Source organism: Vibrio thalassae, from assembly GCF_900089835.1.
Lineage (GTDB): Bacteria > Pseudomonadota > Gammaproteobacteria > Enterobacterales > Vibrionaceae > Vibrio > Vibrio thalassae.
This window is the reverse complement of record NZ_OANU01000004.1, coordinates 79984-106600: the sequence shown is the minus strand read 5'-3', so window position 1 is coordinate 106600 and position 26617 is coordinate 79984. Positions and strand designations below refer to the sequence as shown.

General features: G+C 45.0%; 25 protein-coding genes. 5 read left to right on the top strand and 20 right to left on the bottom strand.

Annotation, left to right across the window (positions count from 1 at the left end):
• Nucleotides 1–65: 65 nt before the first annotated feature.
• Nucleotides 66–941 carry a protease HtpX gene (htpX, locus tag VTH8203_RS03510; protein ID WP_096992408.1) on the bottom strand — a complete coding sequence of 292 codons (876 nt, stop codon included), beginning with the start codon at nucleotides 939–941 and terminating at the stop codon, nucleotides 66–68.
• 388 nt (nucleotides 942–1329) lie between these two features.
• Between htpX and VTH8203_RS24715 the strand changes: the two genes are divergently transcribed.
• On the top strand, nucleotides 1330–1497 hold the full coding sequence (locus tag VTH8203_RS24715; RefSeq protein WP_006074074.1) for a hypothetical protein: 168 nt from the start codon (nucleotides 1330–1332) through the stop codon (nucleotides 1495–1497).
• Between the two features lie 52 nt (nucleotides 1498–1549).
• Here the strand turns inward: VTH8203_RS24715 and bioD are convergent, their stop codons facing one another.
• The 4 genes from bioD to bioB are packed head-to-tail and all read right to left on the bottom strand — an operon-like array spanning nucleotide 1550 to nucleotide 5224.
• Nucleotides 1550–2233, bottom strand: a complete 684-nt coding sequence (gene bioD / locus VTH8203_RS03500) for a dethiobiotin synthase (RefSeq protein WP_096992407.1) — start codon at nucleotides 2231–2233, stop codon at nucleotides 1550–1552.
• On the bottom strand, nucleotides 2230–3033 hold the full coding sequence (gene bioC, locus VTH8203_RS03495) for a malonyl-ACP O-methyltransferase BioC (protein WP_096992406.1): 804 nt from the start codon (nucleotides 3031–3033) through the stop codon (nucleotides 2230–2232). Before bioC ends, bioD begins: the two co-directional genes overlap by 4 nt.
• Nucleotides 3034–4188 carry an 8-amino-7-oxononanoate synthase gene (locus VTH8203_RS03490; RefSeq protein WP_096992405.1) on the bottom strand — a complete coding sequence of 385 codons (1155 nt, stop codon included), beginning with the start codon at nucleotides 4186–4188 and terminating at the stop codon, nucleotides 3034–3036.
• Nucleotides 4172–5224, bottom strand: coding sequence for a biotin synthase BioB (bioB, locus tag VTH8203_RS03485; RefSeq protein WP_096992404.1), 1053 nt, complete (start codon nucleotides 5222–5224; stop codon nucleotides 4172–4174). The genes VTH8203_RS03490 and bioB overlap by 17 nt, the downstream gene beginning before the upstream one ends.
• Before the next feature lie 119 nt (nucleotides 5225–5343).
• Between bioB and bioA the strand changes: the two genes are divergently transcribed.
• A complete protein-coding gene (bioA, locus tag VTH8203_RS03480; RefSeq protein WP_096992403.1) occupies nucleotides 5344–6627 on the top strand; it encodes an adenosylmethionine--8-amino-7-oxononanoate transaminase in 1284 nt (427 codons plus the stop codon).
• A gap of 63 nt (nucleotides 6628–6690) precedes the next feature.
• Here the strand turns inward: bioA and VTH8203_RS03475 are convergent, their stop codons facing one another.
• From VTH8203_RS03475 to lrp, 6 genes are all read right to left on the bottom strand, one after another.
• Nucleotides 6691–6957, bottom strand: coding sequence for a DksA/TraR family C4-type zinc finger protein (locus VTH8203_RS03475; protein WP_096992402.1), 267 nt, complete (start codon nucleotides 6955–6957; stop codon nucleotides 6691–6693).
• Nucleotides 6958–7172: 215 nt separating this feature from the next.
• Entirely contained in the window at nucleotides 7173–8480 is a 1308-nt protein-coding gene (gene serS, locus VTH8203_RS03470) for a serine--tRNA ligase (protein ID WP_096992401.1), read from the bottom strand.
• Between the two features lie 103 nt (nucleotides 8481–8583).
• Nucleotides 8584–9933 (bottom strand): replication-associated recombination protein A, encoded by a 1350-nt coding sequence (locus tag VTH8203_RS03465; RefSeq protein WP_096992400.1) that lies wholly within the window; start codon nucleotides 9931–9933, stop codon nucleotides 8584–8586.
• 8 nt (nucleotides 9934–9941) lie between these two features.
• Complete coding sequence (gene lolA / locus VTH8203_RS03460; RefSeq protein WP_096992399.1) at nucleotides 9942–10559, bottom strand: outer membrane lipoprotein periplasmic chaperone LolA; 618 nt, start codon at nucleotides 10557–10559, stop codon at nucleotides 9942–9944.
• 29 nt (nucleotides 10560–10588) lie between these two features.
• Nucleotides 10589–13699: a DNA translocase FtsK 4TM domain-containing protein gene (locus tag VTH8203_RS03455; protein ID WP_096992398.1), complete on the bottom strand. Its 3111-nt coding sequence runs from the start codon at nucleotides 13697–13699 to the stop codon at nucleotides 10589–10591.
• Between the two features lie 161 nt (nucleotides 13700–13860).
• Entirely contained in the window at nucleotides 13861–14355 is a 495-nt protein-coding gene (gene lrp / locus VTH8203_RS03450; protein WP_004734558.1) for a leucine-responsive transcriptional regulator Lrp, read from the bottom strand.
• A gap of 156 nt (nucleotides 14356–14511) precedes the next feature.
• Between lrp and ald the strand changes: the two genes are divergently transcribed.
• Nucleotides 14512–15636, top strand: a complete 1125-nt coding sequence (gene ald, locus VTH8203_RS03445) for an alanine dehydrogenase (protein WP_096992397.1) — start codon at nucleotides 14512–14514, stop codon at nucleotides 15634–15636.
• 50 nt (nucleotides 15637–15686) lie between these two features.
• On the opposite strand, the gene VTH8203_RS03440 is transcribed toward ald, so the two are convergent.
• Nucleotides 15687–16886 (bottom strand): methyltransferase, encoded by a 1200-nt coding sequence (locus VTH8203_RS03440; protein WP_096992396.1) that lies wholly within the window; start codon nucleotides 16884–16886, stop codon nucleotides 15687–15689.
• 80 nt (nucleotides 16887–16966) lie between these two features.
• Complete coding sequence (gene cysB, locus VTH8203_RS03435; RefSeq protein ID WP_096992395.1) at nucleotides 16967–17941, bottom strand: HTH-type transcriptional regulator CysB; 975 nt, start codon at nucleotides 17939–17941, stop codon at nucleotides 16967–16969.
• A gap of 262 nt (nucleotides 17942–18203) precedes the next feature.
• On the opposite strand from cysB, the gene VTH8203_RS03430 reads away from it, so the two are divergent.
• Both VTH8203_RS03430 and miaE read left to right on the top strand, forming a co-directional pair.
• Entirely contained in the window at nucleotides 18204–18962 is a 759-nt protein-coding gene (locus VTH8203_RS03430) for a DNA repair protein (RefSeq protein WP_096992394.1), read from the top strand.
• Nucleotides 18963–19025: 63 nt separating this feature from the next.
• Nucleotides 19026–19796 (top strand): tRNA isopentenyl-2-thiomethyl-A-37 hydroxylase MiaE, encoded by a 771-nt coding sequence (gene miaE, locus VTH8203_RS03425; protein ID WP_096992393.1) that lies wholly within the window; start codon nucleotides 19026–19028, stop codon nucleotides 19794–19796.
• A gap of 80 nt (nucleotides 19797–19876) precedes the next feature.
• Here miaE and pyrF read toward each other — a convergent pair whose 3' ends face one another.
• The 7 genes from pyrF to sohB all read right to left on the bottom strand — a co-directional run bounded on the left by pyrF (nucleotide 19877) and on the right by sohB (nucleotide 26540).
• Nucleotides 19877–20572 carry an orotidine-5'-phosphate decarboxylase gene (gene pyrF, locus VTH8203_RS03420; RefSeq protein ID WP_096992392.1) on the bottom strand — a complete coding sequence of 232 codons (696 nt, stop codon included), beginning with the start codon at nucleotides 20570–20572 and terminating at the stop codon, nucleotides 19877–19879.
• A 79-nt stretch (nucleotides 20573–20651) separates the two neighbouring features.
• Complete coding sequence (gene lapB, locus VTH8203_RS03415; protein WP_096992391.1) at nucleotides 20652–21821, bottom strand: lipopolysaccharide assembly protein LapB; 1170 nt, start codon at nucleotides 21819–21821, stop codon at nucleotides 20652–20654.
• A gap of 31 nt (nucleotides 21822–21852) precedes the next feature.
• Complete coding sequence (locus tag VTH8203_RS03410) at nucleotides 21853–22134, bottom strand: LapA family protein (RefSeq protein ID WP_096992390.1); 282 nt, start codon at nucleotides 22132–22134, stop codon at nucleotides 21853–21855.
• A gap of 214 nt (nucleotides 22135–22348) precedes the next feature.
• Complete coding sequence (ihfB, locus tag VTH8203_RS03405) at nucleotides 22349–22633, bottom strand: integration host factor subunit beta (protein WP_096992389.1); 285 nt, start codon at nucleotides 22631–22633, stop codon at nucleotides 22349–22351.
• Nucleotides 22634–22814: 181 nt separating this feature from the next.
• On the bottom strand, nucleotides 22815–24485 hold the full coding sequence (rpsA, locus tag VTH8203_RS03400; RefSeq protein ID WP_096992388.1) for a 30S ribosomal protein S1: 1671 nt from the start codon (nucleotides 24483–24485) through the stop codon (nucleotides 22815–22817).
• A gap of 135 nt (nucleotides 24486–24620) precedes the next feature.
• Nucleotides 24621–25301 (bottom strand): (d)CMP kinase, encoded by a 681-nt coding sequence (gene cmk, locus VTH8203_RS03395; RefSeq protein ID WP_096992387.1) that lies wholly within the window; start codon nucleotides 25299–25301, stop codon nucleotides 24621–24623.
• A gap of 177 nt (nucleotides 25302–25478) precedes the next feature.
• On the bottom strand, nucleotides 25479–26540 hold the full coding sequence (gene sohB / locus VTH8203_RS03390) for a protease SohB (protein WP_096992386.1): 1062 nt from the start codon (nucleotides 26538–26540) through the stop codon (nucleotides 25479–25481).
• Between the last annotated feature and the right edge of the window lie 77 nt (nucleotides 26541–26617).

The following is a 26617-nucleotide window of genomic DNA, read 5'->3' as shown; positions in this document are numbered from 1 at the left end:
CAAGTTTGAAAGGATCAAAAAAAAAGCTTGGAAAATTTTCCAAGCTTTTTAAAGAGTTCTAGAGATTAGTACTGCTGATTTCTTAACGCGTCAATACGCTTTTCTAATGGAGGATGACTCATCAGAAGCTCTGTCATTGAACGCTTACCATTGATACCAAATGCCATCATCGACCCTTCTAAATGCGATTCTTGACTCATTTTCAATCTTTCTAGGGCTGCAATCATCTTTTGTTTACCAACAAGACTTGCTGCACCTGCGTCCGCGTAAAACTCACGGTGACGGCTGTACCACATAGTAATAAAGCTCGCCAAGAAGCCAAACACTAGTTCGAGTACCATAGAAACACCGAAGTACACCATCATGTTGGTGCCGCCTTCACCTTCTTCGCTATTGTCGTTCGAAGCAACAATATTAGCAATGAAACGAGATAAGAAGATAACGAAGGTGTTCACCACACCTTGCATTAGCGTCATAGTGACCATATCACCGTTGGCAATGTGGCTGACTTCATGCGCCAGTACCGCTTCTGCTTCATCTCGTGTCATGTTATGCAGTAGACCCGTCGACACAGCCACTAGAGAGTCATCTCTTTTTGCACCTGTCGCAAAAGCGTTAATATCCGGAGAGTCGTAAATCGCTACCGTTGGCATACCGATACCAGCTTGTTGCGATTGTCGTCCGACAGTTTCTAGTAACCAATGCTCTGTTTCATTACGAGGGCTTTCGATCACCATTCCGCCAACTGAACGCAGCGCCATTTTCTTTGATATCAGCAAAGAGATAAACGATCCGCCAAATCCAAATACCGCCGCCATGACGAGTAGACCAGACAAGCTGCCTGGTTGCATACCAGTCACTGCATAGACAATGTTAAGTACAATACTTAACACCAGAACCACAGCAAGGTTAGTTGCTAGGAAGAGTAACACGCGCTTCATTCACATTTCTCCAAATTAAGAAGCTTGATTATCACGAAAATACCATTTTGCTCTTTGCTTTAGTCAAAGTTTCACGGCCTGAGTTTGAGATCCGTGTGGCATTTTTCGATTTCACTATATACATATAGTCTAGGATTTAAAAATCAAGGTTAAGCTTTAAATTGAAACAAACGGTTAATATCTTGATTACTTAATAAACTATAACCCCCTGAAATAACAGAAAAGCCAGCAACCAGATAAAATACGCAACAATTGGCATACTAAGTCTTGAGCAAAGAGTTGATTACGAAATAGTAATCAGCGTTAGACTTTGGTCGTATTGTGGGCACTAGTTGTGCAAGTTAAAGTTCAATGAGATTGAATACCCCATGCCGAGAAGGAAAATACCATGGTCGAGAACAACAACTTTCAGATGGCAATTGATTTACTTTGCTGCCACTTAGGGATCAGTGAAGACGAAGCTCGAGAGCAACTAGGTATCCAAGACACGACTGAGTTAGATATTCATCTTATGGAAACTCAGTCTGCACTTATGGGTCTGTCGGAAGATAAGTAATTTCCTACAATCGAGTCATCAAAAAGGGCTGTCTTAAGACAGCCCTTTGCATTTATGCTTTTTCTAATACATCGAGTTTGATGTATTTTCCTAGGTCACGTTTTTTACAACCTGGGACATAAGGCACTTCCCCTAATTTAGGAGCGTCGATCTTATTTTCAAGCAGTTCTATGATTTCCGCATAATGCTCAACGCCAGGGTTAACCCGGTTCGCTACCCAACCCACTAACTCAAGACCGTCCGCTTCAATCGCTTCCGCAGTCAACATCGCATGACTTAAACAGCCTAATTTAATGCCTACTACTAACACGACCGGTAATCGCTCTTGCTTTACCCACGTTGATAAACAATCGTCTTTCGAGATGGGTACGCGCCAACCTCCCGCGCCTTCTACTAGTACAAAGTCGCTATTTTCCTTGTGTCGTTGCAAGGTCGCAGAAAGTTTGTCGTAATCAATCACTTCATTATCAGCTATCGCGGCAATGTGCGGTGATGCCGGCAATGACAACGCGTAAGGATTGACCAAGTCATAATCAACGTCTTGATTCGCTGCTGCTTGGAGATATAATGCGTCTGAATTTCTCAGACCGTGTTCTGTTATTTCGCTTCCTGCCGCGACAGGTTTATACCCTATCGTTGATTTTCCTTGTGCACCTACAGCACTTAATATCGCTTTTGATACAACGGTTTTCCCAACTTCAGTATCCGTACCGGCAATAAATAGTGCTTTCATCATAATGCAACTGACCCCAAACAAATTTGATAACTCGCAGGTAGCAACCCATCTTGGTTTGCGTATTTTTGATATTCCATTTCAAGAGCTCTTAGCGCCTGTTTACCAGTAAAGCCTTTAGAGCGACCTTCTACGTGATTGGCTCCTATGCCTTTCAAGTCCTTCATCAAACCAAGTGCGGTGCGATACCACATAACCATTTCCGGCAAGTCTAGTTGATGGTTACGACATCCAGATTGCGCTAACGCAATTTTTACCTGATTCAGCGTAGTAAAGTCGTTTACATGTTGATATGCATCAATTTTACTCCACGACCTCTTCAATTCTTTAAGGGAACCATCAATAAGAGAAGAGAACAGCACCGTACCGCCTGCTTTGGTCACACGCTTCATCTCTCTGAGTGGTATCGACAAATCTGTACACCACTGTAATGCTAAGCTTGAGACAACATAGTCAAATTCATTCGATGTAAAAGGAAGCTGCTCAGCATCTGCCAATTGATAGGTTACTTTTTCACTGCCACATCGACGCTGAGCCATTTCCAACATCTCGCCAGAAAGGTCAACACAGACCACGTCAGCGCCTCTAAGCAGCAGTTGCTGAGCGCAGTAACCCGTTCCGCAACCAAGATCGAGTACTTTGCACTTAGACAAGTTCTTGGGCAATTTATCCAGTAATTGGTCCGCTACTTTTCGTTGCAGCTCTGCATGCTGATCATAACGCTGCGCCGCACGTCCAAATGCTGCAGAAATGGCCTCTTTATTTGCCAGTGGCACGGGCAAGTGGGCTAACACTTCGGTCATTTAGCCTTCCTCCGAAAAACGTTTTAATTGGTTGGCAAGCATGAGCACATCTTGATGATGGTGTGACGCAGATAGGGTAATACGCAGCCTAGCACTCTCCTTTGGTACCGTCGGAGGACGAATGGCGGTTGTCCACACCCCTTGTTTTCTTAATGACGTACAGAGCGTCAAAGTGCGCGTGGCGTCACCAATAATCCACGGTTTAATGGGCGTAGTCGTGGAGATATACTCAGCGCAACCACTAAGCGACTCATCAAATTCGGCAGACAATTCCAACAATTTTTCTCTACGCCAATGCTGTGTTTGAATCATTGTTAGTGCGTGTGACAACGCGCAAGCATGTGCTGCGGAAAACGCCGTTGAATAAACATAGTGCCGAGCAAATTGGGTTAGATATTGGCCCATCTCTTCTGAGCAAAGTATTGCCGCACCATTAAGACCAAACGCTTTGCCAAACGTCACGACTAATAAGTCTGGTTTGAGCTCACTGATCCCACAGGCTCCCAATCCATTGTCGCCAATGACCCCTAAGCCATGAGCATCGTCGACCATCGACAACATACCGTATGTCTGGCAAACTCCAACAAACGCTTCGATATCGGATAGATCGCCATCCATACTAAACACACTCTCGGTGACCGCGAGTGTTGAACGCTCAGCTCTAGCCAATGACTTCAGATGGGCAAGATCGTTATGACGAAAACGCTTCATGTCTGCGCCACAAAGCGCACCCGCTTCCATCAATGAAGCGTGATTGAGCCTATCTTGAAGTAACAAATCACCTTTAGATAATAGCGTCAGTAGCAGCGCTTGATTGGCAGCATAACCTGACGAAAAAAACAGTGCAGTATCAAAACCCAGCCATTCCGTCAGCGCAGATTTCAACGACTCATGCTGCGCGGAATAGCCTGTGACTAAAGGAGAAGCGCCGCTACCTACTCCAAGCTCTGCAATGGCTTGCTGATAGCTGTGTTTGAGCTCAGAACTTGATGCTAGACCTAAATAGTCATTGGAAGAAAAGTTAAGGAATGACTGGCCATCTTTATGAAAGACAGATTGATTTCCTGACTCCAATATTTGCACAGAGCGAAGCAAATTACTCCGCTCCCTTTGCATTAGAGCATCCGAGATTCGCTGGTTAAACGCTCGCGTCATAGAACAAATCATCTTTTGTTGGACGCGCAGCAACCCGCTCTACTACTCTATCTAGTAATTCGCTTTCTTGGATTTCATCTGGCTTTTGCGATGTCTCTTCGCGGTTAATACCTAATTTTTTAAACAGTTGCAGATCGGTATCTTCATCTGGATTCGGTGTTGTTAAGAGCTTACAACCATAAAAGATGGAATTCGCCCCTGCCATAAAGCACAGCGCTTGCATTTGATCGTTCATGTTTTCTCTTCCAGCAGACAAGCGCACCGCAGACTTAGGCATCATAATTCGAGCAATAGCGATAAGACGGATGAAATCAAAAGGCTCAACATCATCGACTTCTTCTAGCGGTGTGCCTTTTACTTTTACCAACATGTTGATGGGTACACTTTCTGGCTGCACTGGTAAGTTGGCTAGCTCCATCAGCAGACCCGCTCGGTCATTAGCACTCTCACCCATGCCAATAATACCGCCTGAACAAATCTTCATTCCGGCGTCACGAACATGGCTCAGTGTGTCTAAGCGATCTTGATAAGTCCTTGTGGTAATGATGTTGCCATAGAACTCAGGAGAGGTATCCAGATTGTGGTTATAGTAGTCCAGTCCAGCCTCTGCTAAGTGAGTCGCTTGTTCTGGCGTTAACATCCCAAGAGTCATGCAAGTCTCGAGCCCCATCCCTTTGACGCCCTTAATCATATCGGTCAGCAAAGGCATATCGCGCTCTTTTGGGTTTTTCCATGCAGCGCCCATACAGAATCGCGTTGAACCAGCGTTTTTCGCTTTCTGGGCAGCGTCTAATACACGCTCCACTTCCATCAAACGTTCAGACTCTACATCGGTTTTGTAACGGGCACTTTGTGGACAATATTTGCAATCTTCCGGACATGCTCCGGTTTTAATCGACAGTAAAGTGCTCACTTGGACGTGATTTGTTTGTTGATGTTGCCTGTGCACCAACTGCGCTTCAAACAGTAGATCCATAAAGGGTTTATTCATCAACGCTTGCACTTCGGCATGGGTCCAATCGTGTCGTACTTCCACTGGTTAATCCTTTGCTCACTTATAATTAGTCTTGGCTAGTGTACTGACAAGCGGTACACTGTCAACACCGACCACACCAAAACGTTTACATTTGGTTAATTTTTAATCAGAGATTATTCATGGATTTAGAGTTTGATAGACAGCATATCTGGCACCCTTACACCTCGACCCTCAACCCTTTAACTTGCTATCCCGTCGTCTCTGCCCATGACGTAACTCTTCACTTAGAAGATGGCCGAGAACTCATAGATGGCATGTCATCTTGGTGGTCGGCGATACATGGCTATAATCATCCAAAGCTTAACCAAGCTTTAACTGAGCAAAGCGAAAAGATGGCTCACGTAATGTTTGGTGGTATTACGCATCAACCAGCCATCGATGTTAGTAAACGACTGCTCGCATTAGCGCCTGATAATCTTCAGCACATTTTCTTAGCTGATTCTGGTTCGGTCGCCGTTGAGGTAAGCTTAAAGATGGCGCTGCAATATTGGCATGCAAAAGGAGAAAGCCGTCCTAAATTCTTAACATTAAGTCACGGCTATCATGGGGATACCTTTGCGGCTATGTCGGTGACCGACCCCAACAACTCAATGCACAGTTTGTACAAAGGCTTTCTTCCCGAGCATATTTTTGCAAAATCGCCAACATTAGGTTTTGGAGAGCAGTGGGATGACGCCGATATTGCCGACTTTAAAGCCAAGATGGACTTACATCATCGAAAGATCGCCGCCGTGATCCTTGAACCGATCGTTCAAGGTGCTGGTGGGATGCGAATTTATCACCCCATGTTTCTTTCACGAGTGCGCGAGCTCTGTGACCAGTACGGTATTTTGCTTATTTTGGATGAAATCGCCACGGGATTTGGAAGAACAGGAAAACGGTTTGCTTGTGAACATGCAGACATTCAGCCCGACATTATGTGTGTTGGCAAGGCATTGACTGGCGGTTATATGACATTGTCTGCCACGCTAACATCGAAGCATGTAGCCGACACCGTATGTGGTGGAGAAGCAGGCTGTTTTATGCATGGACCTACTTTTATGGGTAACCCGTTAGCCTGCGCTGTCGCCTCAGCCAGTCTGGATCTGATTGCGGAGAATCATTGGCAGCAACAAGTTCGCAGTATCGAGTCACTCTTTGCCAAGCTGCTCCCGGCTTTAACTCGCCACCAGCAAGTGAAAGACGTTCGTTGGCTTGGCGCGATTGGCGTGGTCGAAACCAACAACCCCGTCAATGTGGAAGTGATTCAGCAGCACTTTGTCGAGCAAGGAGTTTGGATCCGACCTTTTGGCAAGCTTATCTATATGATGCCACCTTACATTAGCCAGCCGGAACATATTGAAGCCTTAGTTAAGGCCATTGAATTAGCGTTAGAAAGCGAAGCTTGCTTCATTCAGGACTAGACTAACCGATACGAAAAAGCGGTTTGACGTTTGACTTCAAACCGCTTTGTGAAACGATGACAATTAACGTAGTTGACTATCTTTACTTGCCCTGCGATTAAACAGTGCCTGACGTTGAGTCAGTTGCTCTAAAGACTGCTGACATTGAATACAAAATCTCACACCCTTTATTGCTCTGCGTCTCGCTTCGGGAATTGGCTCTCCACACTCGTCACAGTAAAGTGCACTTTCGCCACAACTTGTTGCGCTTCTTACGCGCGAAATCTCATCGTCAATGGTATTTTGAATTTGTTGGCTGACACTATCGTCATTCGCCCACCCTACGGCCATATGCCCTCCTCAGTTAGGTCGAGAAATGAATACTTACCGTGGTAAGGTGGACATTATAACCATTGTGAATAGATTAATAATCCATCTAAAAAACGAAAGACTATTACTTTGATGTAATAGTTATTACTCACATCGATCACTCAGAAAAGAACAGAGCAGCTTATGGGCACAAAAAAGCCCAGAATTGCTGGGCTTAATAATGAATAGGCTATCAATTAACCGATGTGGGTTGCGCCGCCCATGTACTTTTGCAGCACGGTTGGGATAGCGATACGACCATCTGCTTCTTGGTTGTTTTCTAGGATAGCAACCATAGTACGACCAACCGCTAGGCCTGAGCCATTCAGCGTGTGTACAAGCTCAGGCTTTTTCTCACCTTTACGACGGAAGCGAGCTTGCATACGACGAGCCTGGAAGTCCCACATGTTTGAACAAGAAGAGATCTCACGGTATGTCTCTTGCGCAGGAACCCAAACTTCAAGGTCGTAAGTTTTACGAGCACCGAAGCCCATATCACCCGTACAAAGAACCACTTTACGGTATGGAAGTTCAAGCAATTGAAGTACTTTTTCAGCATGACCTGTCAGCTCTTCAAGCGCGTTCATTGAGTCTTCTGGTTTGGTGATTTGTACCAATTCGACTTTATCAAACTGGTGCATACGAATCAGACCACGAGTGTCACGACCATAAGAGCCTGCTTCAGAACGGAAGCACGGTGTGTGCGCCGTCATCTTAAGTGGCAAGTCCGCCTCTTCAGAGATAGTGTCACGAACTAGGTTCGTTACTGGCACTTCTGCGGTCGGGATAAGAGACAGTTTACGTGGCTCTTCATCGCTCGCTTTTTCAGTCAGTGGTTCAGTGTGGAAAAGGTCTTTACCAAACTTAGGCAGCTGACCTGTACCAAATAGGCTGTCTGCGTTCACTAGATAAGGCACGTACATTTCTGTATAACCGTGCTCTTCAGTGTGAAGGTCGAGCATAAATTGAGCGATAGCACGGTGCAGGCGAGCAAACTGACCTTTCATTACGATAAAACGTGCACCCGTGATCTTAGTCGCGCTCGCGAAGTCTAGACCATCACCCATTTCACCAAGGTCTACGTGATCTTTAACTTCAAAGTCATAAGATTTAGGCTCACCCCAACGAGAAATTTCTACGTTGTCATTCTCATCTTTACCGTGAGGAACATCATCCGCTGGTACGTTAGGAACAGACAGTGTGATGTCATCAAGTTGAGCCATCACTGCTGTAAGCTCTTCTTTCTTTGCTTCAAGATCGCTACCTAGTGTACCGATCTGCTTTTTAATCTCTTCAGCGCCTTCTTTGTCGCCTGCTGCCATCTTTTGGCCGATCTGCTTAGAAATGGAGTTACGCGTGGATTGTAAATTCTCAACTTCTACTTGAATGGACTTACGTTGTTCTTCAAGTTTACGGATAGTCTCTACGTCTAGTTTGAAGCCACGACGCGCTAATTTTTCAGCTGTTTCATCCAGCTCTGTACGAAGTAATTTAGAATCCAGCATTGCCAATCCTATGCTTTTTAGTTGTGAATACCTCTACAACTGATTACTTTACAACCAGTTGTAGATATTAATTTGTTAACCGGATAAAGATAACTAAAAGCCACTACTTTTCATAGCGCTTTTGTGGGCTTTTTGCGTCTAAATCCGCCAGATAATCTAACTTTTCGCCAATTTTGGTTTCGAGACCACGATTTGTGGGCTGATAATAGCGCGTTCCTTCCATTTCCGGCGGCAAATAGCGCTCACCAGCAGCATAAGCGCCCGGCTCGTCATGAGCGTAACGATACCCTGCACCGTATCCCATATCTTTCATTAGTGAAGTTGGCGCATTTCTAAGGTGATGCGGCACTTCATACTCTGGTAGATTATGGGCGTCAGTGAGTGCCTGCTTCCAGGCGGTATACACCGCGTTACTTTTTGGTGCGCATGCCAAATACACAATGGCTTGAGCAATAGCTCTCTCGCCCTCAGCTGGCCCAACACGCGTAAAACAGTCCCACGCGGACAACGCAACTTGCATCGCTCTAGGATCAGCATTACCTACATCCTCTGACGCAATCGCTAGTAATCGACGTGCAATATATAAAGGATCGCAACCTGCCGCTATCATCCGAGCCGACCAATAGAGCGCAGCATCTGGATTTGAGCCACGAATCGATTTGTGCACAGCGGAGATCAGGTCATACCAAATATCGCCCTTATTATCGAAGCGATTGACTTTCTCACCTGCAACTTCCGCCAATAGTGCGAGAGTAATATCTTTCTCACCCTGAGCATTATCTTCAGCCATATCGTAAAGAAGCTCTAGGTAGTTTAGCGACATACGAGCATCACCATTCACTAGCTCAGCTAATCGCTCTAGCACATTGTCATGGAATGTCGCCGCAATACTGCCTAAGCCTCGTTTTTCGTCGTCTCTGGCCTGCTCCAAAACCGATAAAATGTCGGCTTTATCCAAAGAGGTCAGTTTGTACACTCTTGCTCGAGACAGCAATGCATTATTCAGTTCAAATGACGGGTTTTCGGTCGTCGCCCCAATAAAGGTTACTGTGCCATCTTCAATATGCGGTAAAAATGCATCTTGTTGGCTTTTGTTGAAACGATGAACCTCGTCCACAAACAGGATCGTTCGTTTACCGGCTAGTTTATTCTCACGAGCTCGCTCGATAGCGGCGCGAATGTCTTTGACCCCTGAAGTCACCGCTGAGACTCGCTCCACTTCTGCATCAGCGTAATTTGCCGCGACTTCAGCAAGTGTTGTTTTCCCTGTACCTGGCGGCCCCCAGAGGATCATAGAGTGTAATTGACCCGCTTCAAGCGCACGTCGAAGCGGTTTCCCCACACCAAGAATATGCTGTTGACCAATATATTGCTCAACATTTTCTGGGCGCATTCTAGCAGCAAGGGGACGAAAATCTTCGTCCCCTGAAAAGTCAAAACTGAAATTACTCACGCAATCTCCTAGTTCCTTTGGTCGTCCACTTCGACGCCATTAGGAATAACAAAGGTAAATCGATCAGCTGAAGGTTTACCTACCTTAATATGGTTAAACACAAAGGTGCCTTTCTGGCCATCCTGTTCAATAACATTAAAGCCATGCACAATCCCTTTGCTGTCGATATTGATCTGGAACTGCCCCTGCGTTGAATCAACAGCTGTTGGGATAAGAGTAAAGACGTCCCCTTTTTGGTTGACGCTGTAGTTATCCCAATCGCTGGCACGATTACGAGTTAATAATACAAACGGCGTTTGTTCCGTGGCTTGTTCCTGATTATAAATACTAACTTGTTCGATAAATGGGCTGTAGTACCACAGGTTGCGACCATCTGAGACCAAGACATTTTCATCTGGCATCGTCGTTACCCAGCGGAACATACTCGGGCGTGAAATCTCAACGTTTCCCTTTCCTTCCATCACCACCTCACCGTCAGGGCTAGTGACTTTTTGAGTGAACGTGGCACTGAAGCCATCGTTCAGTTGTAGTCTGTCGCTTAGCTCCTGTTGAGGCGTCGCTGTTGCTAGAGCAGAAAAGCCTAGTGTGGAAAAGCTCAAAATTGCGAGCGTTAACCATTTCTTCATGTAGTCTCCTCAGAGCTTATCAATCGTTATTAATCTTTCGGTGGCGGCGGTGCTAGCACCTCACGGTTACCATTATGACCTGGTGCACTAACAATGCCTTGCGCCTCTAGTTGCTCGACAATACGAGCAGCGCGGTTGTAGCCAATCTTAAATCGTCTTTGTACCCCAGACACCGAACCACGGCGAGACTGAACAACGTGCTCAACAACTTGGTCGAACAGCGGATCCATCTCTTCATCACCTTCCATTTTCTCACCTGGGAGTAAGGTTTCTGGCGATTGCTCACCGCTGGTAATCTCTTCAATGTAATTCGGTTTGCCGCGGGCTTTCCAGTTATTTACCACCGCATGAACATCATCGTCCGATGCAAAAGCACCGTGAACGCGCGTGGTATGACTTGAGCCAGGTGGCAAATACAACATGTCACCCATACCTAGCAGAGACTCCGCACCACCTTGATCGAGAATGGTACGAGAATCGGTCTTAGTCGAAACGGTAAAGGCCACACGAGTTGGAATGTTAGCCTTGATAAGACCGGTAATAACATCCACTGAAGGTCGCTGAGTGGCAAGAATAAGGTGTACACCCGCCGCACGTGCTTTTTGTGCCAACCGAGCAATCAATTCTTCCACCTTCTTACCGACCACCATCATCAAGTCGGCAAATTCATCAACGACAACAACGATATATGGTAGTTTTTCAAGTAAAGGCGGCTCAGGATCCATGCTGTCTCCAGCTTGCCATAATGGATCGTGAATTGGATGCCCAGCTTCAGCAGCCATCTTAAGTTTGTCGTTAAAGCCTTTAATATTACGAACGCCTAACGCTGACATCAGTTTGTAACGACGTTCCATTTCTCCCACACACCAACGCAGGGCATTAGACGCGTCTTTCATATCTGTTACGACTTCGGATAACAGATGAGGAATGCCCTCATAAACCGAGAGCTCCAACATTTTCGGGTCGATCATAATAAAGCGAACATCTTCTGGCGTCGCTTTATAAAGCATACTCAGAATCATTACGTTCACACCGACCGATTTACCTGAACCGGTTGTACCTGCCACCAACACGTGAGGCATCTTCGATAGATCAGCGACGACGGCATCACCGGCGATATCTTGACCAAGTACGACCGTTGTCGGAGATTTCGCTTCAATAAATGCCTGACTGCCAACAACATCAGAGAAGAATACCGTTTGACGAGACATGTTCGGCAGTTCAAGTCCAACGTAAGGTTTACCAGGAATCACTTCAACCACACGAACGGCCATTGCTGACAGTGAACGGGCTAAGTCCATCGATAAACCTGAAATACGACTCACTTTAACACCCGGAGCAAGGTCTAGCTCAAAACGAGTGATCACAGGGCCAGGGAAGATATCCACCACCTCGGCTTTTATCTTGTAGTCTGCTAATTTAGATTCAACCAAACGAGCAATGTTTTCTAGTGCTTCTCGGTCGATAAAGTTCTCACGCTTCTCTGGATGATAAAGCAGTTCTAGTGTAGGAAGTGGCTCTGCAGGCTTAGGAAGATTCTGCTCTTGCTGCACTAAGAACGGGTTCATTTTCGCCATCTGCGCTTTCTGGGCATCCGCAACTAGATTTTGGAACGCAGCAGAGTCTGGATCAACATCCTGATTTTCAGGACTTTGTTGATGTGCTGATGCGTGCAGTGTCTCTTCTTGCTCAAATTCATCGATATCAAATCTCGGTTCAATATGGGTACGAGAAGGCTCAACATCAAGTGCTTCAAAGTCCCCTAACTCATTATTAGCTTGAGACGTTGGCTCGGATGGTGAATCGATGCTCGCAGCGTCAAAACGTGGATTATCAACCGATGGCGTTTCAGTTACCGACTCATTCGTCTCACACGGCATATTGTCGACGTTGACAGTTTCTGCCAACGTTTCCGCTTGGGTTGCAGACGCTAATGTCGCCACGCCAATCACCGCAGACGTTGACGCCGGTATAGAAGCGTCCATTTCACGTGCGTCATTGTCTTGCGCTGCGAAATCATCACTGGAGCGCGCAGCCATTTCAAGCTCTTCGATAGTTGCGCCCAGCTGAAGAGTCCGTTCTACTTGCGGTTGCTCATCAGACTCAAAATGCTCTGATGGCTGTTGTTCTTTCGCTTCATAGATAGGAGCAACAGGTTCAATAGTCGCAGCTACGTGATGATATTCCGGTTCTGGTTCAACATCCGGCTCAGGCATAGTCATCGTCGGTTCGATACGCTGCGTGTCCGTCTCTGGCTGTTGCCAGTCTTTAGAAAACAGCGTATCGAACTCTTCTTCTTTATTCGAAGTAGCCTGAGCTGCGACGGTAGTCACTGGTTCTGGTACATGAATGTTGTACCGCTTTTTCGTAGCCGGAGCAGTCTCTGCAGCGTCCGTTTCAGACTCATTCGCTTTTGCTGAGAAGTGCGGCAGATCGTCAGCCAACTCTGCTCGTTCAGGTTGAGATAAAACTGGCTCGTACACTTCTTCTTTGGTGCCACGGGCTTTATTGACAACACTGGAGGACATCGACAATACAGAGTCGCCAATCCATTCAACAATACTCAACCATGAAACACCAGTTAATAGCGTAAAGCCGGCACCCCAAAGAAATAGCAAGACTATGGTCGTTCCTAGAACATTAAGCGTAGGTAAAGCAAGACTGGTTAGCACATCACCAATCACACCACCGGATGAAAAGTACCAAATATCATCGAAGTTGATATCAGCGAGACCACAACTGGTTAAGATAAGGATAACCAACCCAAGGATACGCGTTCCCCAGATCATTAGATCGATCTCATCGTCTTCATCACGATTACGGAAAAAGACCCAAGCACTGAATGCCACAATAAATGGTATTGGGTATGCCAAAGAACCAAAGACAAAAAATAAGGTGTCCGCAAACCATGCGCCGACAATACCGCCTGAGTTTTGAATCTCTCCTCCCCAAGAAGTCTGTGACCAAGAAGGATCGGCAGGATTAAAGGTAAATAATGCTACAGCGAGCAGAATGGACGTAAGCACAGCTAAGATAAAGCAGCATTCCCTCAGCCGTTGAAATCCGTTAAGGCGAAGCGCTTCTTGCTCTTCGCTAGTCTTGATAATCGTTTCGACTCTTTTTTTGTCCTGTTTGAACATAACCAACATCTAATTATTGAAAACAGCCCGAGCGGCAAAAGCCGCTCGGTGTATTCGTTGATTTAACCACATCAAGGATTAAAACCCAATCTAGGGAGTGAATAAAGCATGGATTTTCATTACTTTAGTCAACTTCCTGTAAGACTTACTGTCATTACAGTTTAGCGGGTTTTGATCACTAGCTGGTTGGTTTGCTTCACTTCTTCCATTACAACGTACGTACGTGTGTCATTTACACCCGGTAGACGGAGTAAAGTATCCCCAAGAAGTTTACGATAAGCACCCATATCCGACACCCTTGTTTTCAAAAGATAGTCGAAATCACCAGAAACTAGATGACACTCTTGAATATCATCCAGCTTTTGTACCGCAGTATTAAACTGCTCGAACACATCCGGCGCACCACGGTTTAGCGTAATTTCTACGAAAACAAGTAGTGACGCGTCTAAATATTGAGGGTTAAGAAGAGCAGTGTAACCCGTAATATATCCCTGTCTCTCAAGTCGACGCACACGCTCTAAACATGGAGTAGGAGAAAGACCCACTCGTTTGGAGAGTTCAACGTTTGAGATTCGACCATCTTTTTGCAACTCATTTAGAATGTTGCGGTCAATTCGGTCTAGTTCCTTGGACGGTTTCTTATAGTTGTCTGCCATTTTTTATTCCACCTTGTTACTTCCTTGCAAAAAAATATACTACAACTCTGTAATATTCAGTATCAAATTTTGTTTATTAGCTTATATACTAGTACTTAATTCGACAATAACACCCTACACACAGTTAATACAACCACAATATATAGAGGAGTCAGGATGATAATTGGCGTACCTAAAGAAATTAAAAACCACGAATACCGCGTTGGTATGGTTCCAGCAAGCGTTCGAGAGCTAATCTCAAACGGCCACGACGTTTACATTGAAACTAACGCTGGCGTTGGTATCGGTTTTTCAGACGATGATTACATCGCTGTAGGCGCATCCATTCTTCCTACCGCTGCTGACATTTTTGCGAAAGCAGAGATGATTGTTAAGGTAAAAGAACCTCAAGCTGTCGAGCGTGCTATGTTACGCGAAGGACAAATTTTATTCACTTATCTTCACCTAGCACCAGATTTTCCACAAACTGAAGAGCTAATCAAGAGCAAAGCTGTCTGCATTGCTTATGAGACTGTAACAGATAATATGGGTCGCTTACCACTATTAGCACCAATGTCTGAAGTCGCTGGGCGAATGTCTATACAGGCTGGCGCACAAACACTCGAAAAGTCCAATGGTGGACGAGGTCTACTACTAGGTGGCGTACCTGGGGTAGAACCAGCTAAGGTCGTTGTCGTTGGTGGTGGCGTAGTGGGTTCTAACGCTGCTCGCATGGCTGTAGGTATGCGTGCAGACGTCACAATCCTCGACCGCAATATTGATACATTACGCGTTTTGGATGAAGAATTCCAGGGTCGCGCAAAAGTCGTTTATTCTACTGAAGATGCTCTAGAGAAGCATGTTCTAGAAGCAGATCTCGTTATTGGTGCTGTTTTAGTACCTGGTGCTGCGGCACCTAAACTGGTCACCAAAGAACACATTGCTAAAATGAAACCAGGCGCAGCCATCGTTGACGTAGCCATCGACCAGGGTGGCTGTTTCGAAACATCCCATGCAACCACTCACGCGGATCCGACGTATATTGTTGATGATGTCGTTCACTATTGCGTTGCCAATATGCCTGGCGCGGTTGCTCGTACTTCTACTTTCGCGCTGAACAACGCCACTTTGCCTTATATCATCAAGCTTGCGAACAAAGGTTATCAACAAGCACTGACTGAAGACAAAGGCTTCCTCGATGGTCTAAACGTTATTCACGGCAAAGTGACTTGCAAAGAAGTAGCGGAAAGCTTCGACCTAGAATACGTGGAGCCAGCAACAGCGATTGCTATGTTTAACTAATCGCGTGTTCTAGACTTCAAAAAGTGAAAACGGGCCTCGTGCCCGTTTTTTTATTGCTGTCTCATCGCATGAATCAGAATATTTCTTGGTGTTACGCTAGGTTCACAGAATGTTCTGAGTGCCACACTGAAACCTTGCTGTTGTAGATACAATGCCTTGTCCAAAGCCAACCACACTTCCAACGGTCGCCTAAAAACGCCTTGTACCAAACTTAGTGCTTCCATTTGCCAATAACGTTGCTGACCTATTTTTTCAAAATAGTCAAAATCAACCATTGGTAAGTCGAGCTGCTTCTTACCAGCTGCCCACTCACACAACGCTTGAAAGCCTTGCGATAATTGCGATTTTTGTAAACTCGGTACAGGTAAATAACCTTGGCTAAGCTGATGATGTTGGCACAAGGCATCAAAACCTAAACGAAAGACCATCTCTTTTTCTCGATGTCGGCGCACACGCTCCCCTCCGGTCACCGTTTCTTGAAGCGGGATGCGCAATTCCTGTTTAGTAAGAGACAGGTTCGCCGCCTTACCTTCTTGGGATAAAGGCGAATAACTGTCTCCTTGGATAAGGTGATAACAACACGGTGATATCGTCAGCGCAGACAAACTCTGCTCTACAGCGTATTTAATAAGAGTGACGTGTAAGTCACCACATGCATGAAGCGCAACCGCATGCTGCGTGGACTTAAAGACCCATTTCGCTTGGGGAGAAAAAGCATCACCTTGAACAAACCGCATCGGGAGCGCGCGCTTATCCGCTTCTTGTTGCCCTGCTCTACAAAGCGCGCCTTGAAACTCAAAGCTCGTGACGGTTTGTTTTGATTCTGAGGCCAATAACCGCCCTAGAAATCCTTTACCGGAACACCACTCTAACCATTCTGTACCAGCGTGGTCATTTAAGCACGCTGTTGTCATCTGCTTTATTTGCTCAAGCTTTCTGCCAGGAATACCCGCATCGAGCCCTCTTGGTAGGGTAAGCTCATCTGCTGCACATATCGAGCTAAGCTCAGTGGCCGTGTGAATCGCTCGAATATCAGAAATATAAGGCTCTAGAGCTTCAATTGTGCATTGCGTTGATGATTTGAGTTGATGAATCTGTTGCGAAGACAAGGTTTGCAGCCACTCAAATAGTCGAGGCGCTGATGGCTGCCATACCACTTGTCCAGAGATCACTTGATGAAAAGGATCATGACGCCAATAACTCTGATGACGGATAAGAAATGACGTGATGTCTGCAAACGACTGATGCATTTGCGCCCTCCTATTCTCGGTGCAATACGTTAATCGCACCGATTGTAGGAGGAAGTGTTCAACAACGAAAGGAGTTTATGCTACCTAACGGGTAAGTCGATATCTTTAAACATCTCTTCAATCTCAACGTTAGACTTAAGAGAGATAGCTTGTTCGACAACTGGGCGAGTCAAATGCGGCGCAAAGCGCTCCATGAAATCATACATGTACGAGCGCAGGAACGTACCTTTTCTAAAACCAATGCTGGTGGTACTCGCTCCAAATATGTGGCTTGCGTCAATGGCGACAAGGTCGGTGTCTTGGGATTCATCCATCGCCATGCTAGCAATGACACCCACACCAATCCCCATTCTTACATACGTTTTAATGACATCAGCATCTGTCGCAGTAAAGACCACTTTCGGCGTCAAACCAACCTTGCTAAAGGCCGTATCAAGCTCAGAGCGTCCCGTAAAACCAAATACATACGTGACTAACGAGTACGCCGCTAAATCTTCGATGGTGATCTGTTGTTTCAATGCCAAAGGATGGTCTTTGGGCACGACGATAGAGCGATTCCAGTGATAACAAGGTAGCATGATAGCGTCTTGATAAAGATGTAGGGCTTCTGTCGCGATGGCAAAGTTAGCCGTCCCTTTAGCGATGGCCTCTGACATTTGTGATGGTGTACCTTGGTGCATGTGCAGAGACACTTTAGGATAACGAGCGGTAAACCCCTTAATGACTTCAGGAAGCGCATAACGCGCCTGCGTGTGGGTTGTCGAAATATTCAAGGTTCCCATTTCAGGGTGAGTATGTTCACCTGCAACTGCTTTAATACTCTCAACTCGAGAAAGAATTTCTTGAGAGATACGAATGATGTCTTTACCTGCCGTGGTCACTTGCGTTAGATGTTTGCCGCTGCGTTCAAAAATCTGAATACCTAACTCGTCTTCCAGCAAGCGGACCTGCTTACTAATACCAGGCTGAGAGGTGTAAAGGCTCTCTGCCGTGGCAGACACATTCAAGTTATGGTTTACTACTTCGACAATGTATTTTAACTGCTGTAACTTCATCGGTTTCTCATCATCCCTGTTGATATTGCCTTGAGCCCATCACAACTCAAAGCAAGCATATAATTATTAGTTATAACGAATTCCTAGAAAGATTAACAGTTTTTTTGACTACAAATTGCTCATTCGCTTTTTTTGCTGGCGGAAACGCTATCGAATTCCTTGCTTTATGACCGAATCGACAACTTATCTGTGTTGATGCACTTGTCTTTGGTGTATCCTATTTATCGAATTGTAGGGAAACTCAGCGTAGATAAAAAACGTTATGAATATTGGTTTAATCATCGCACTGGTTGCACTGTTGCTCGTCCTTATCCTTGGATACAACATTATGTTGCAATACAAATTGAAAGCGGAAGCGACACGACGTCAAGAATCTGCTCGCTACGTAGCCTTAATTGACGCGACCGAAGAGTTGATTAATGGTGCGAGTTATCTTCCATATAGCAAAGAACTGATGTTGTGTTTGCACAATCGAATCCTCGATGCGCTTATCAACATGTTTGACCTCGACCCCAAAAACAAGCACCTCGCACAAAGAGTAGAATCCGCCAAGAACCAAGTTCAACAAATTCAAGACAATTATGAAGGTAATGATGCGACCTCGTTCAAAGTACCAACCAGCGACAAACAAGCAATCATTATGCTTAAACTGGTTAAACGATTGAGAGATACTATCCGTACCGAACATAATAAGGGCCGCATCGATACACAGTCTTATATGGTTGAAAATGGTCGACTAGAAACCATTCAGATTCGAATCAATATCGAGAATGTGGTTAAACGCGCACACGAATCTATGACGAAAGGTCAACCTGGAACTGCCGCTCAACTTCTTAAGAAAGGCATCGATGCGCTGAGCACAAAGAATGATAACTACTCGATGCAAGCCAAAGAAAAACTCTCTGAGATACTAGAGCAACTTCAAAATACTCGACTGGCAAAAGCCGAGGAGAAACAACAAACCAATAGAGAGCGCGACGATGACATCAATGCGCTGTTTGGTGAAAAGAAAAAATGGTAGTCTTTACTGGTTCAAAAAAGGTCGCTTTGGCGGCCTTTTTCAATTAGCTCAACGAAAAATATTATGATTACTCCATCTCAAATAGACGCAATTCTTACTCCAATTAATCAATTTTTACAGTGTGCAACGCCTAACGAATGGGTTGAAGAAGCTAAAAAGCCTGACAACCTTCCTACGATTCTTATTGACCACTTACTGTGTGAGCTAAAAGCGGGTCAATCGGCCATGTTCCTCATTCGCAAATATGCCGTAGACCAACATAGCGCCGCGGTGTTGTTCGATTGGTTTAAACCGTATGAAGAATTTGCTTATCGCCGTATAGGTAACATGGAAACACTGCGTGGCAAGAGTAATATTTCTAAGTCCATTATCGCCAAATCTGACTCCCCTTATAGCCAAGATTTAATTGATAAAATGGTGCTCTTGATTAAAGAAGAGTTACATCATTTCTATCAGGTGTTAGAGATTATGGAACAGCGTGGTATCAACTACGAGCCGATACCGGCAAGCCGATATGCAAAAGGGCTATTATCAAAGATGGCGACGTATGAGCCAAATACCTTAGTCGATAAACTTATCATTGGAGCCTATATTGAGGCACGCTCTTGCGAACGCTTCGCTAAGTTGGCCCCCCACATGGATGATGACATTGCAAAATTCTACGTATCCTTGCTGCGTTCAGAAGCACGTCACTATCAAGACTACTTGACCTTGGCTGAGCAGGTTGCGGGGGCTGACATCAGTGAACGAGTCGCTTACTTTGGAAAAATCGAAGCGGAGCTGATTTCATCTCCAGATAATGATTTTAAATTCCATAGTGGCATTCCTGCTTAAATCTCTTGAGTAAAAATCATAAAAAAGAGCCAACATCTTAGAAAGATAGTGGCTCTTTTTTAATACCTTAGCGATTCGGTTTAACGCAGAGATGCATTGATGTCAGCGAGAACCTGCGCTGGATTTTCTGCCTGTGTAATTGGACGACCAATCACAAGATAATCAGAACCCGCATGAATTGCCATCTCTGGTGTCATAATACGTTTTTGGTCACCAACCGCTGCGCCAGCAGGACGAATACCAGGAGTCACAAGTTTAAATTGTTGGCCAAGTTCCGCTTTTAACATACTGGATTCTTGAGCAGAGCAAACCACACCATCCAAGCCCGCGTTCTTAGTTAAGTTAGCCAAGCGAAGAACATGCTCTTGAGGCTCAACATTAATACCAATTCCTGCTAAATCTGACTGTTCCATACTCGTTAGAACCGTTACGCCAATAAGAAGTGGTCGCTCTTTGCCATACGGTTCTAAAATCTCGCGTGATGCTGCCATCATACGCTCACCACCGCCTGCATGAACGTTCACCATCCACACCCCCATTTCTGCGGCCGCACGTACCGCCTTTGAACAGGTGTTAGGGATGTCATGAAACTTAAGATCTAGAAATACAGAGAAGCCTCGTTTATGAAGTTCTCGAACGAACTCAGGACCAAATAGTGTGAACATCTCTTTGCCCACTTTTAGTCGGCAAGAGCTTGGGTCAATTCTATCGACAAAAGCTAATGCATCGGCTCGGTTATCATAGTCCAGTGCAACAATCACTTTTTGGTCAATCATTTTCGCTCCTAATTGAAAGTTGAGTTTTACTCAAAAAAAGCAGCACATAAGTGCTGCATTAAAAATTCTGTGTTGGAGGCTACTCGCCATCCAGTCCTCGTATCGGCTTGATCGTACCCCATCCTTTACATGAAGGACAATGCCAATATAACGAATGTGTTGAAAAGCCACATTTGCGGCATCGATAGTGCGGTTTCGTTTTTAGCTGCTCACCCACTAGTGATTGTAAAGTCGTTAAACTCTCTTTAGCTCGGCCCTCTTCGGCATTTGCCAGATGGTAGTCCATTAGGCGATAGAAGCCTTTCATGGTTGGACTGCGAACAAGCTGACGAGTAAGCAGGGCTTGCGCTGCTTCTGTTCCCTCATGGTTAGCAACAAGTTGCGCTAACATAAGTTCAGCGGAAACACCGGCACCTTTTTCGATGCTGGCTCTTAAAAACTCAACCAACCCTTGCTCTTGTCCCAAATGGTGATAGCACTCCGCCAGAGTTGGCAGCACTTCACTAATAAAGTCTTTGTCTTGTTCTAATACCGATTCCAAATACGACACAGTTTTAGCGTAATCTGCATCTTCTAAATAAAGCTTACCTAAAGAAATGCTAGCGCGAGCGCATCGTGGGTCGACCGCAAGAGCCTTTTTAAAGTTTTGCACTGCTTTGTTGGTGTTATCATCCGCTTTTTCTATCATTGCCAGCTCACACCAAAAATGAGCGATACTGTTCTTTACTCGCTTCTTACCCATTTTTTGTAAGGCCGTGGCGTACTCAATGGCTTTATGCCATTCACTGGTTTGCTGATAAATGGCCAATAGTTGCGTTAAAGCGGCTTCACGATGCTCAGGCTCATCAACCAATTGAACGAAGATTTTTTCTGCACGGTCTAAAAAGCCAGACACCATATAGTCTTTGGCAAGCTGTTGTAGTGCAAGATTTTTCTGATCGATAGTCAAACCAGAACGGGAGATAAGATTTTGGTGAATTCGGATGGCGCGGTCTACTTCACCGCGAGAACGAAATAGGTTACCCAGAGCAAGGTGGGTATCTATCGTTTCATTGTCGACTTGTAGCAGCTCGATAAAGTGATCAACCGCTTTATCCGATTGATCGGAAAGCAATAGGTTAAGGCCCGTCATATACTGACGAGATATCTGATGCGATTGCTCTTGTCGATCATGCTTCACACTGCGTTGCCCCATGTACCAACCATAGGCCGCTGCTATTGGAAGAAGCAGGAATAATAGCTCAAGCATTTAGTAAATCGACCCTAACCTTCTCATTTGATCAGCTCTTAGTGCTAACCACTTCTTTAGATTCAGACGGGTTTTGTTTCGCTAACTGTTTTTTTAGCTTACGCACCGTCAACTGAGACTTAAGGTGCAGTGTGCCAAAAATGATCCACGAGATAACAAAACCGACGACAAACACACTACCCAATAAGGTTGAAAGATGAAAATCACCTTGGGCCAACAGATAATTAAATGTCACCACAGCTTGGTTTTGCGAACCAAGCGCCAAGGTCGCTAAAAAAAGCGCTATCAGTAAAACTATTTTTATAATCTTCATGCGTTTTTACCACAGTTATTGGATAGCTATGATTATGCAGGAAATTGTATTCACACACCATGCCCTCTAACAAGAATCTTGTTATTCAATCTCCAAATTAGAGCATCTAGCCTATTCTGTGAACAGCCCTCATACGATTGAGCTCATCATTCACTCCAACACAAAACAAAACGGCACACTAAACAAGCATGCCGTTTTATCGATTAACGAGTATTTATAGACTGTCGTTCACGCGTTCGCGCAACTCTTTACCTGGCTTAAAGTGTGGCACGTATTTGCCTTCTAGTTCCACTTTATCACCAGTTTTAGGGTTACGACCTACACGAGGTTCGCGGTAGTGAAGGGAGAAGCTACCAAAACCGCGAATTTCGATACGGTCACCGCTTTCTAGCTTATTCGCCATATGCTCTAAAATATCTTTTACCGCATCTTCAATTTCCTTTGCGGACAAATGCGTTTGCTCCGCGCAGAGTCTTTCTATCAGTTCAGACTTAGTCATAGGTAGGTACCCTCGTTACTCTTTATCTTTAGTATCTTTATATTTAGTGAATAATGGTCTATTTGTCATTTTACAACAACAGTGCACTAACTGCCTGTATAAATTGATAATAGTCTATATTTTGAAAAGATAAAAACAAAAAAAAGGAGCCTTACGGCTCCTTTTTCACTAATGGCGTAAATTATTCGCCTTTAGCAGCTTTGAATGCATCAGCCATAGCATTACCGAACGCGCCTTCTTCTTGCTTGTTCAGTGAAGCCATTGCTTCTTGCTCTTCAGCTTCATCTTTAGCTTTAACAGATAGGTTGATTACGCGGTTCTTACGGTCAACACCTGTGAACTTCGCTTCAACGCTGTCGCCAACGCTTAGGATTAGAGACGCATCTTCAACGCGGTCACGTGATACTTCAGAAGCACGGATGTAGCCTTCTACACCTTCTTCTAGTTCGATAGTAGCACCTTTAGCGTCAACTGCAGTAACAGTACCGTTTACTAGAGTACCTTTCTTAGTGTCTGCAACGTAAGCATTGAATGGGTCATTTTCCATTTGCTTAACGCCTAGAGAGATACGCTCACGCTCAGCGTCTACTGCTAGAACTACTGCAGAGATCTCGTCACCTTTCTTGTACTCACGAACTGCTTCTTCACCAGCAACATTCCAAGAAATGTCAGATAGGTGAACTAGACCGTCGATGCCGCCTTCTAGACCGATGAAGATACCAAAGTCAGTGATAGACTTGATCTTACCAGTAACTTTGTCGCCCTTAGCTTGCATTTCAGCGAATGACTGCCACGGGTTAGCTTTACACTGTTTCAGACCTAGAGAGATACGACGACGTTCTTCGTCGATATCAAGAACCATAACCTCAACTTCGTCGCCAACATTAACAACTTTAGATGGGTGGATGTTCTTGTTAGTCCAATCCATTTCTGAAACGTGTACTAGACCTTCAACGCCTTCCTCGATTTCAACGAAGCAGCCGTAGTCAGTTAGGTTAGTAACACGACCAGTTAGCTTGTGACCTTCTGGGTAACGCTTAGCGATTGCTACCCATGGATCTTCGCCTAGTTGCTTAAGACCTAGTGATACGCGAGTACGCTCACGGTCGAACTTAAGAACTTTAACTAGGATCTCGTCACCAACGTTAACGATCTCAGATGGGTGCTTAACACGCTTCCACGCCATATCAGTGATGTGTAGAAGACCGTCAACACCGCCAAGGTCAACGAATGCACCGTAGTCAGTAAGGTTCTTAACGATACCTTTAACTTCAGTGCCTTCTTGTAGAGTCTCAAGAAGTTCGTCACGCTCAACGCTGTTTTCAGATTCGATAACAGCACGACGAGAAACAACAACGTTGTTACGCTTCTGGTCTAGCTTGATAACTTTGAACTCTAGCTCTTTGTTTTCTAGGTGAGCAGTGTCACGGATTGGACGTACGTCAACAAGAGAACCAGGAAGGAAAGCACGGATACCGTTTAGTTCAACAGTGAAACCGCCTTTAACTTTACCGTTGATGATACCAACAACAGTTTCAGCTTCTTCGTAAGCTTTCTCAAGAACGATCCAAGCTTCGTGACGCTTCGCTTTCTCACGAGAAAGTTGAGTTTCACCGAAACCGTCTTCAACAGCGTCTAGAGCTACGTCTACTTCAGCACCAACTTCAACTTCAAGTTCGCCAACAGCGTTCTTGAACTGTTCAGCAGGGATAGCAGACTCAGACTTAAGACCAGCGTCAACAAGAACGAAACCGTTCTCGATAGCTACTACAGTACCTTTAACGATGCTGCCTTGTTGGAATTCTGTTTCGTTTAGAAACTCTTCAAAGAGTTGAGCAAAAGATTCAGTCATTATTTAATCTTCAATAAGTAAACGTCCATGGGCATCCTACCGCATGGGGTTGATAATTTCGTCGGTCATCGTCCTTGCGACCAACGGTTCAAAGCCCACCAAGCTATTTCTACTAAAAGCGGTGCCTATTGTAGGCTACTTAGTGAGTTTAGATTCGATATATTGTAGCGCTTTTTCCAACACTTGCTCGATGTTTAGCGAGGTTGAATCTAACACTAGAGCGTCATCAGCAGGACGAAGAGGCGCAACCGCTCGGTTACGATCTCGGTAGTCTCGTTCTTCGATCTCGCTCAAAAGGTCGTCAAATCTAACATTTAAACCCTTTAGTTGCAACTGCTTAAAACGCCTTTGCGCTCTTTCTTCTGCACTGGCGTCTAGAAAGATTTTTACAGGTGCTTCTGTGAAAACGACCGTTCCCATATCACGGCCATCCGCCACCAAGCCTGGTTCAACATTAAATGCTCTTTGACGACGCAGTAATGCCTCTCTTACGCGAGGTAGAGCTGCAATTTTTGATGCTGCATTACCTGTTTCTTCTTTACGAAGTTCACCGGATACATCTTCACCTTCAAGGATGACTTTTACCAGATCCCCTTCTGCGATAAATTGCACGTCTAGATGCATCGCTAATGGGACTAGCGCATCTTCAGACTCAAGATCGACGCCGTGGTGAATTGCAGCTAACGCTAAAACGCGGTAAATCGCCCCAGAATCCAGTAAGTGATAGCCTAATTTTTCAGCTAGCAACATACACAGTGTGCCTTTGCCAGCACCACTTGGTCCATCCACAGTAATAACTGGTGTATTTGAGGACATGTTTTACTCCACGTTGTCTTTTCATAAGCTCGACTTTGAAGGTCCAACTTATTTTTGTTCTTAATTTTACGGCGCAGAATTATATACCCAATAGCCTCAAGATGCCATTTTCTTTCCCCTCAAACACAAAAAATCGCCAACAAATACACTTGTTGGCGCCGTCTTCATAGTATGTGTTTATACAATGGGTTTTTGACCACGGCTAATCAGCTTTAGTAATACGCTATCGGCAGCTTCACCAGCAACGCCCGCAAGCTTATCGGTGATCTTTTTCTTTTGAACATAGTGGATAGCGAGTACGGTTTTATCCTTGCACGCTTCAATAACAATATCATCCGATGCTTTAATTTCATCCACCAGCCCTAGCTCTTTCGCTTGAGTGCCAAACCAATGTTCACCCGTCGCCACTTTGTCTAAATCGAGGTCAGGACGATGCTCACGAATAAAGTCTTTAAATAGGCCATGAGTTTCTTCCAGCTCTTGTTTGAACTTATCACGTGCTTTGTCCGTGTTTTCACCAAACATTGTCAAGGTACGCTTATATTCGCCCGCAGTCAGCTGTTCAAATTCGATATCGTTTTTCTTCAATAGCTTGTGGAAATTTGGCAATTGAGCAATCACGCCAATAGAGCCAACAATAGCAAATGGAGCCGAGACAATCTTATCGGCAATACACGCCATCATATAGCCGCCACTTGCGGCCACTTTATCGACAGCAATAGTCAGTGGCAGTTTAGCCGCTTTAATACGGTCAAGTTGCGAAGACGCCAAGCCATAGGCATGAACCATGCCTCCACCAGACTCCAAACGCACCAATACTTCATCACCTTCACGCGCCACAGCTAAAATCGCGCTAACTTCTTCACGTAGCGATGCCACTTCTTTTGCATCAATGCTGCCATTGAAGTCGAGAACAAATAGATGCGGTTCGCGTTTACTATCGAGCTCGCCATCTTTTGATGCTTTTTTTATCGCTTTCTCACACAGTTTAGTTTTTTCTTTTTCCGCTTTCTTTTCTGCTTTATCGCGAGCTTTGATGAAGGCTTCATCGTGTAAGTGGTGCTCTAATTGCGCAACCATTTGCTTACGTTGCTCAGTCAGGTTAGTGATTTCGAGTTCGCCTTTTGCTCCGCCAGAGCGTCCACCAACTGACTTAACAATAACCAACAACGCAACTATCGCCACGACAACTGTCACGATCTTGGCTAAAAATAATCCGTAGTCTAATAAAAATTCCAATGTCTTAATCCCCTGTACGACGAATTAGTGTATTGTAACCATCTTGTCACGATTACCAAGAATTATTCAAAACTAAG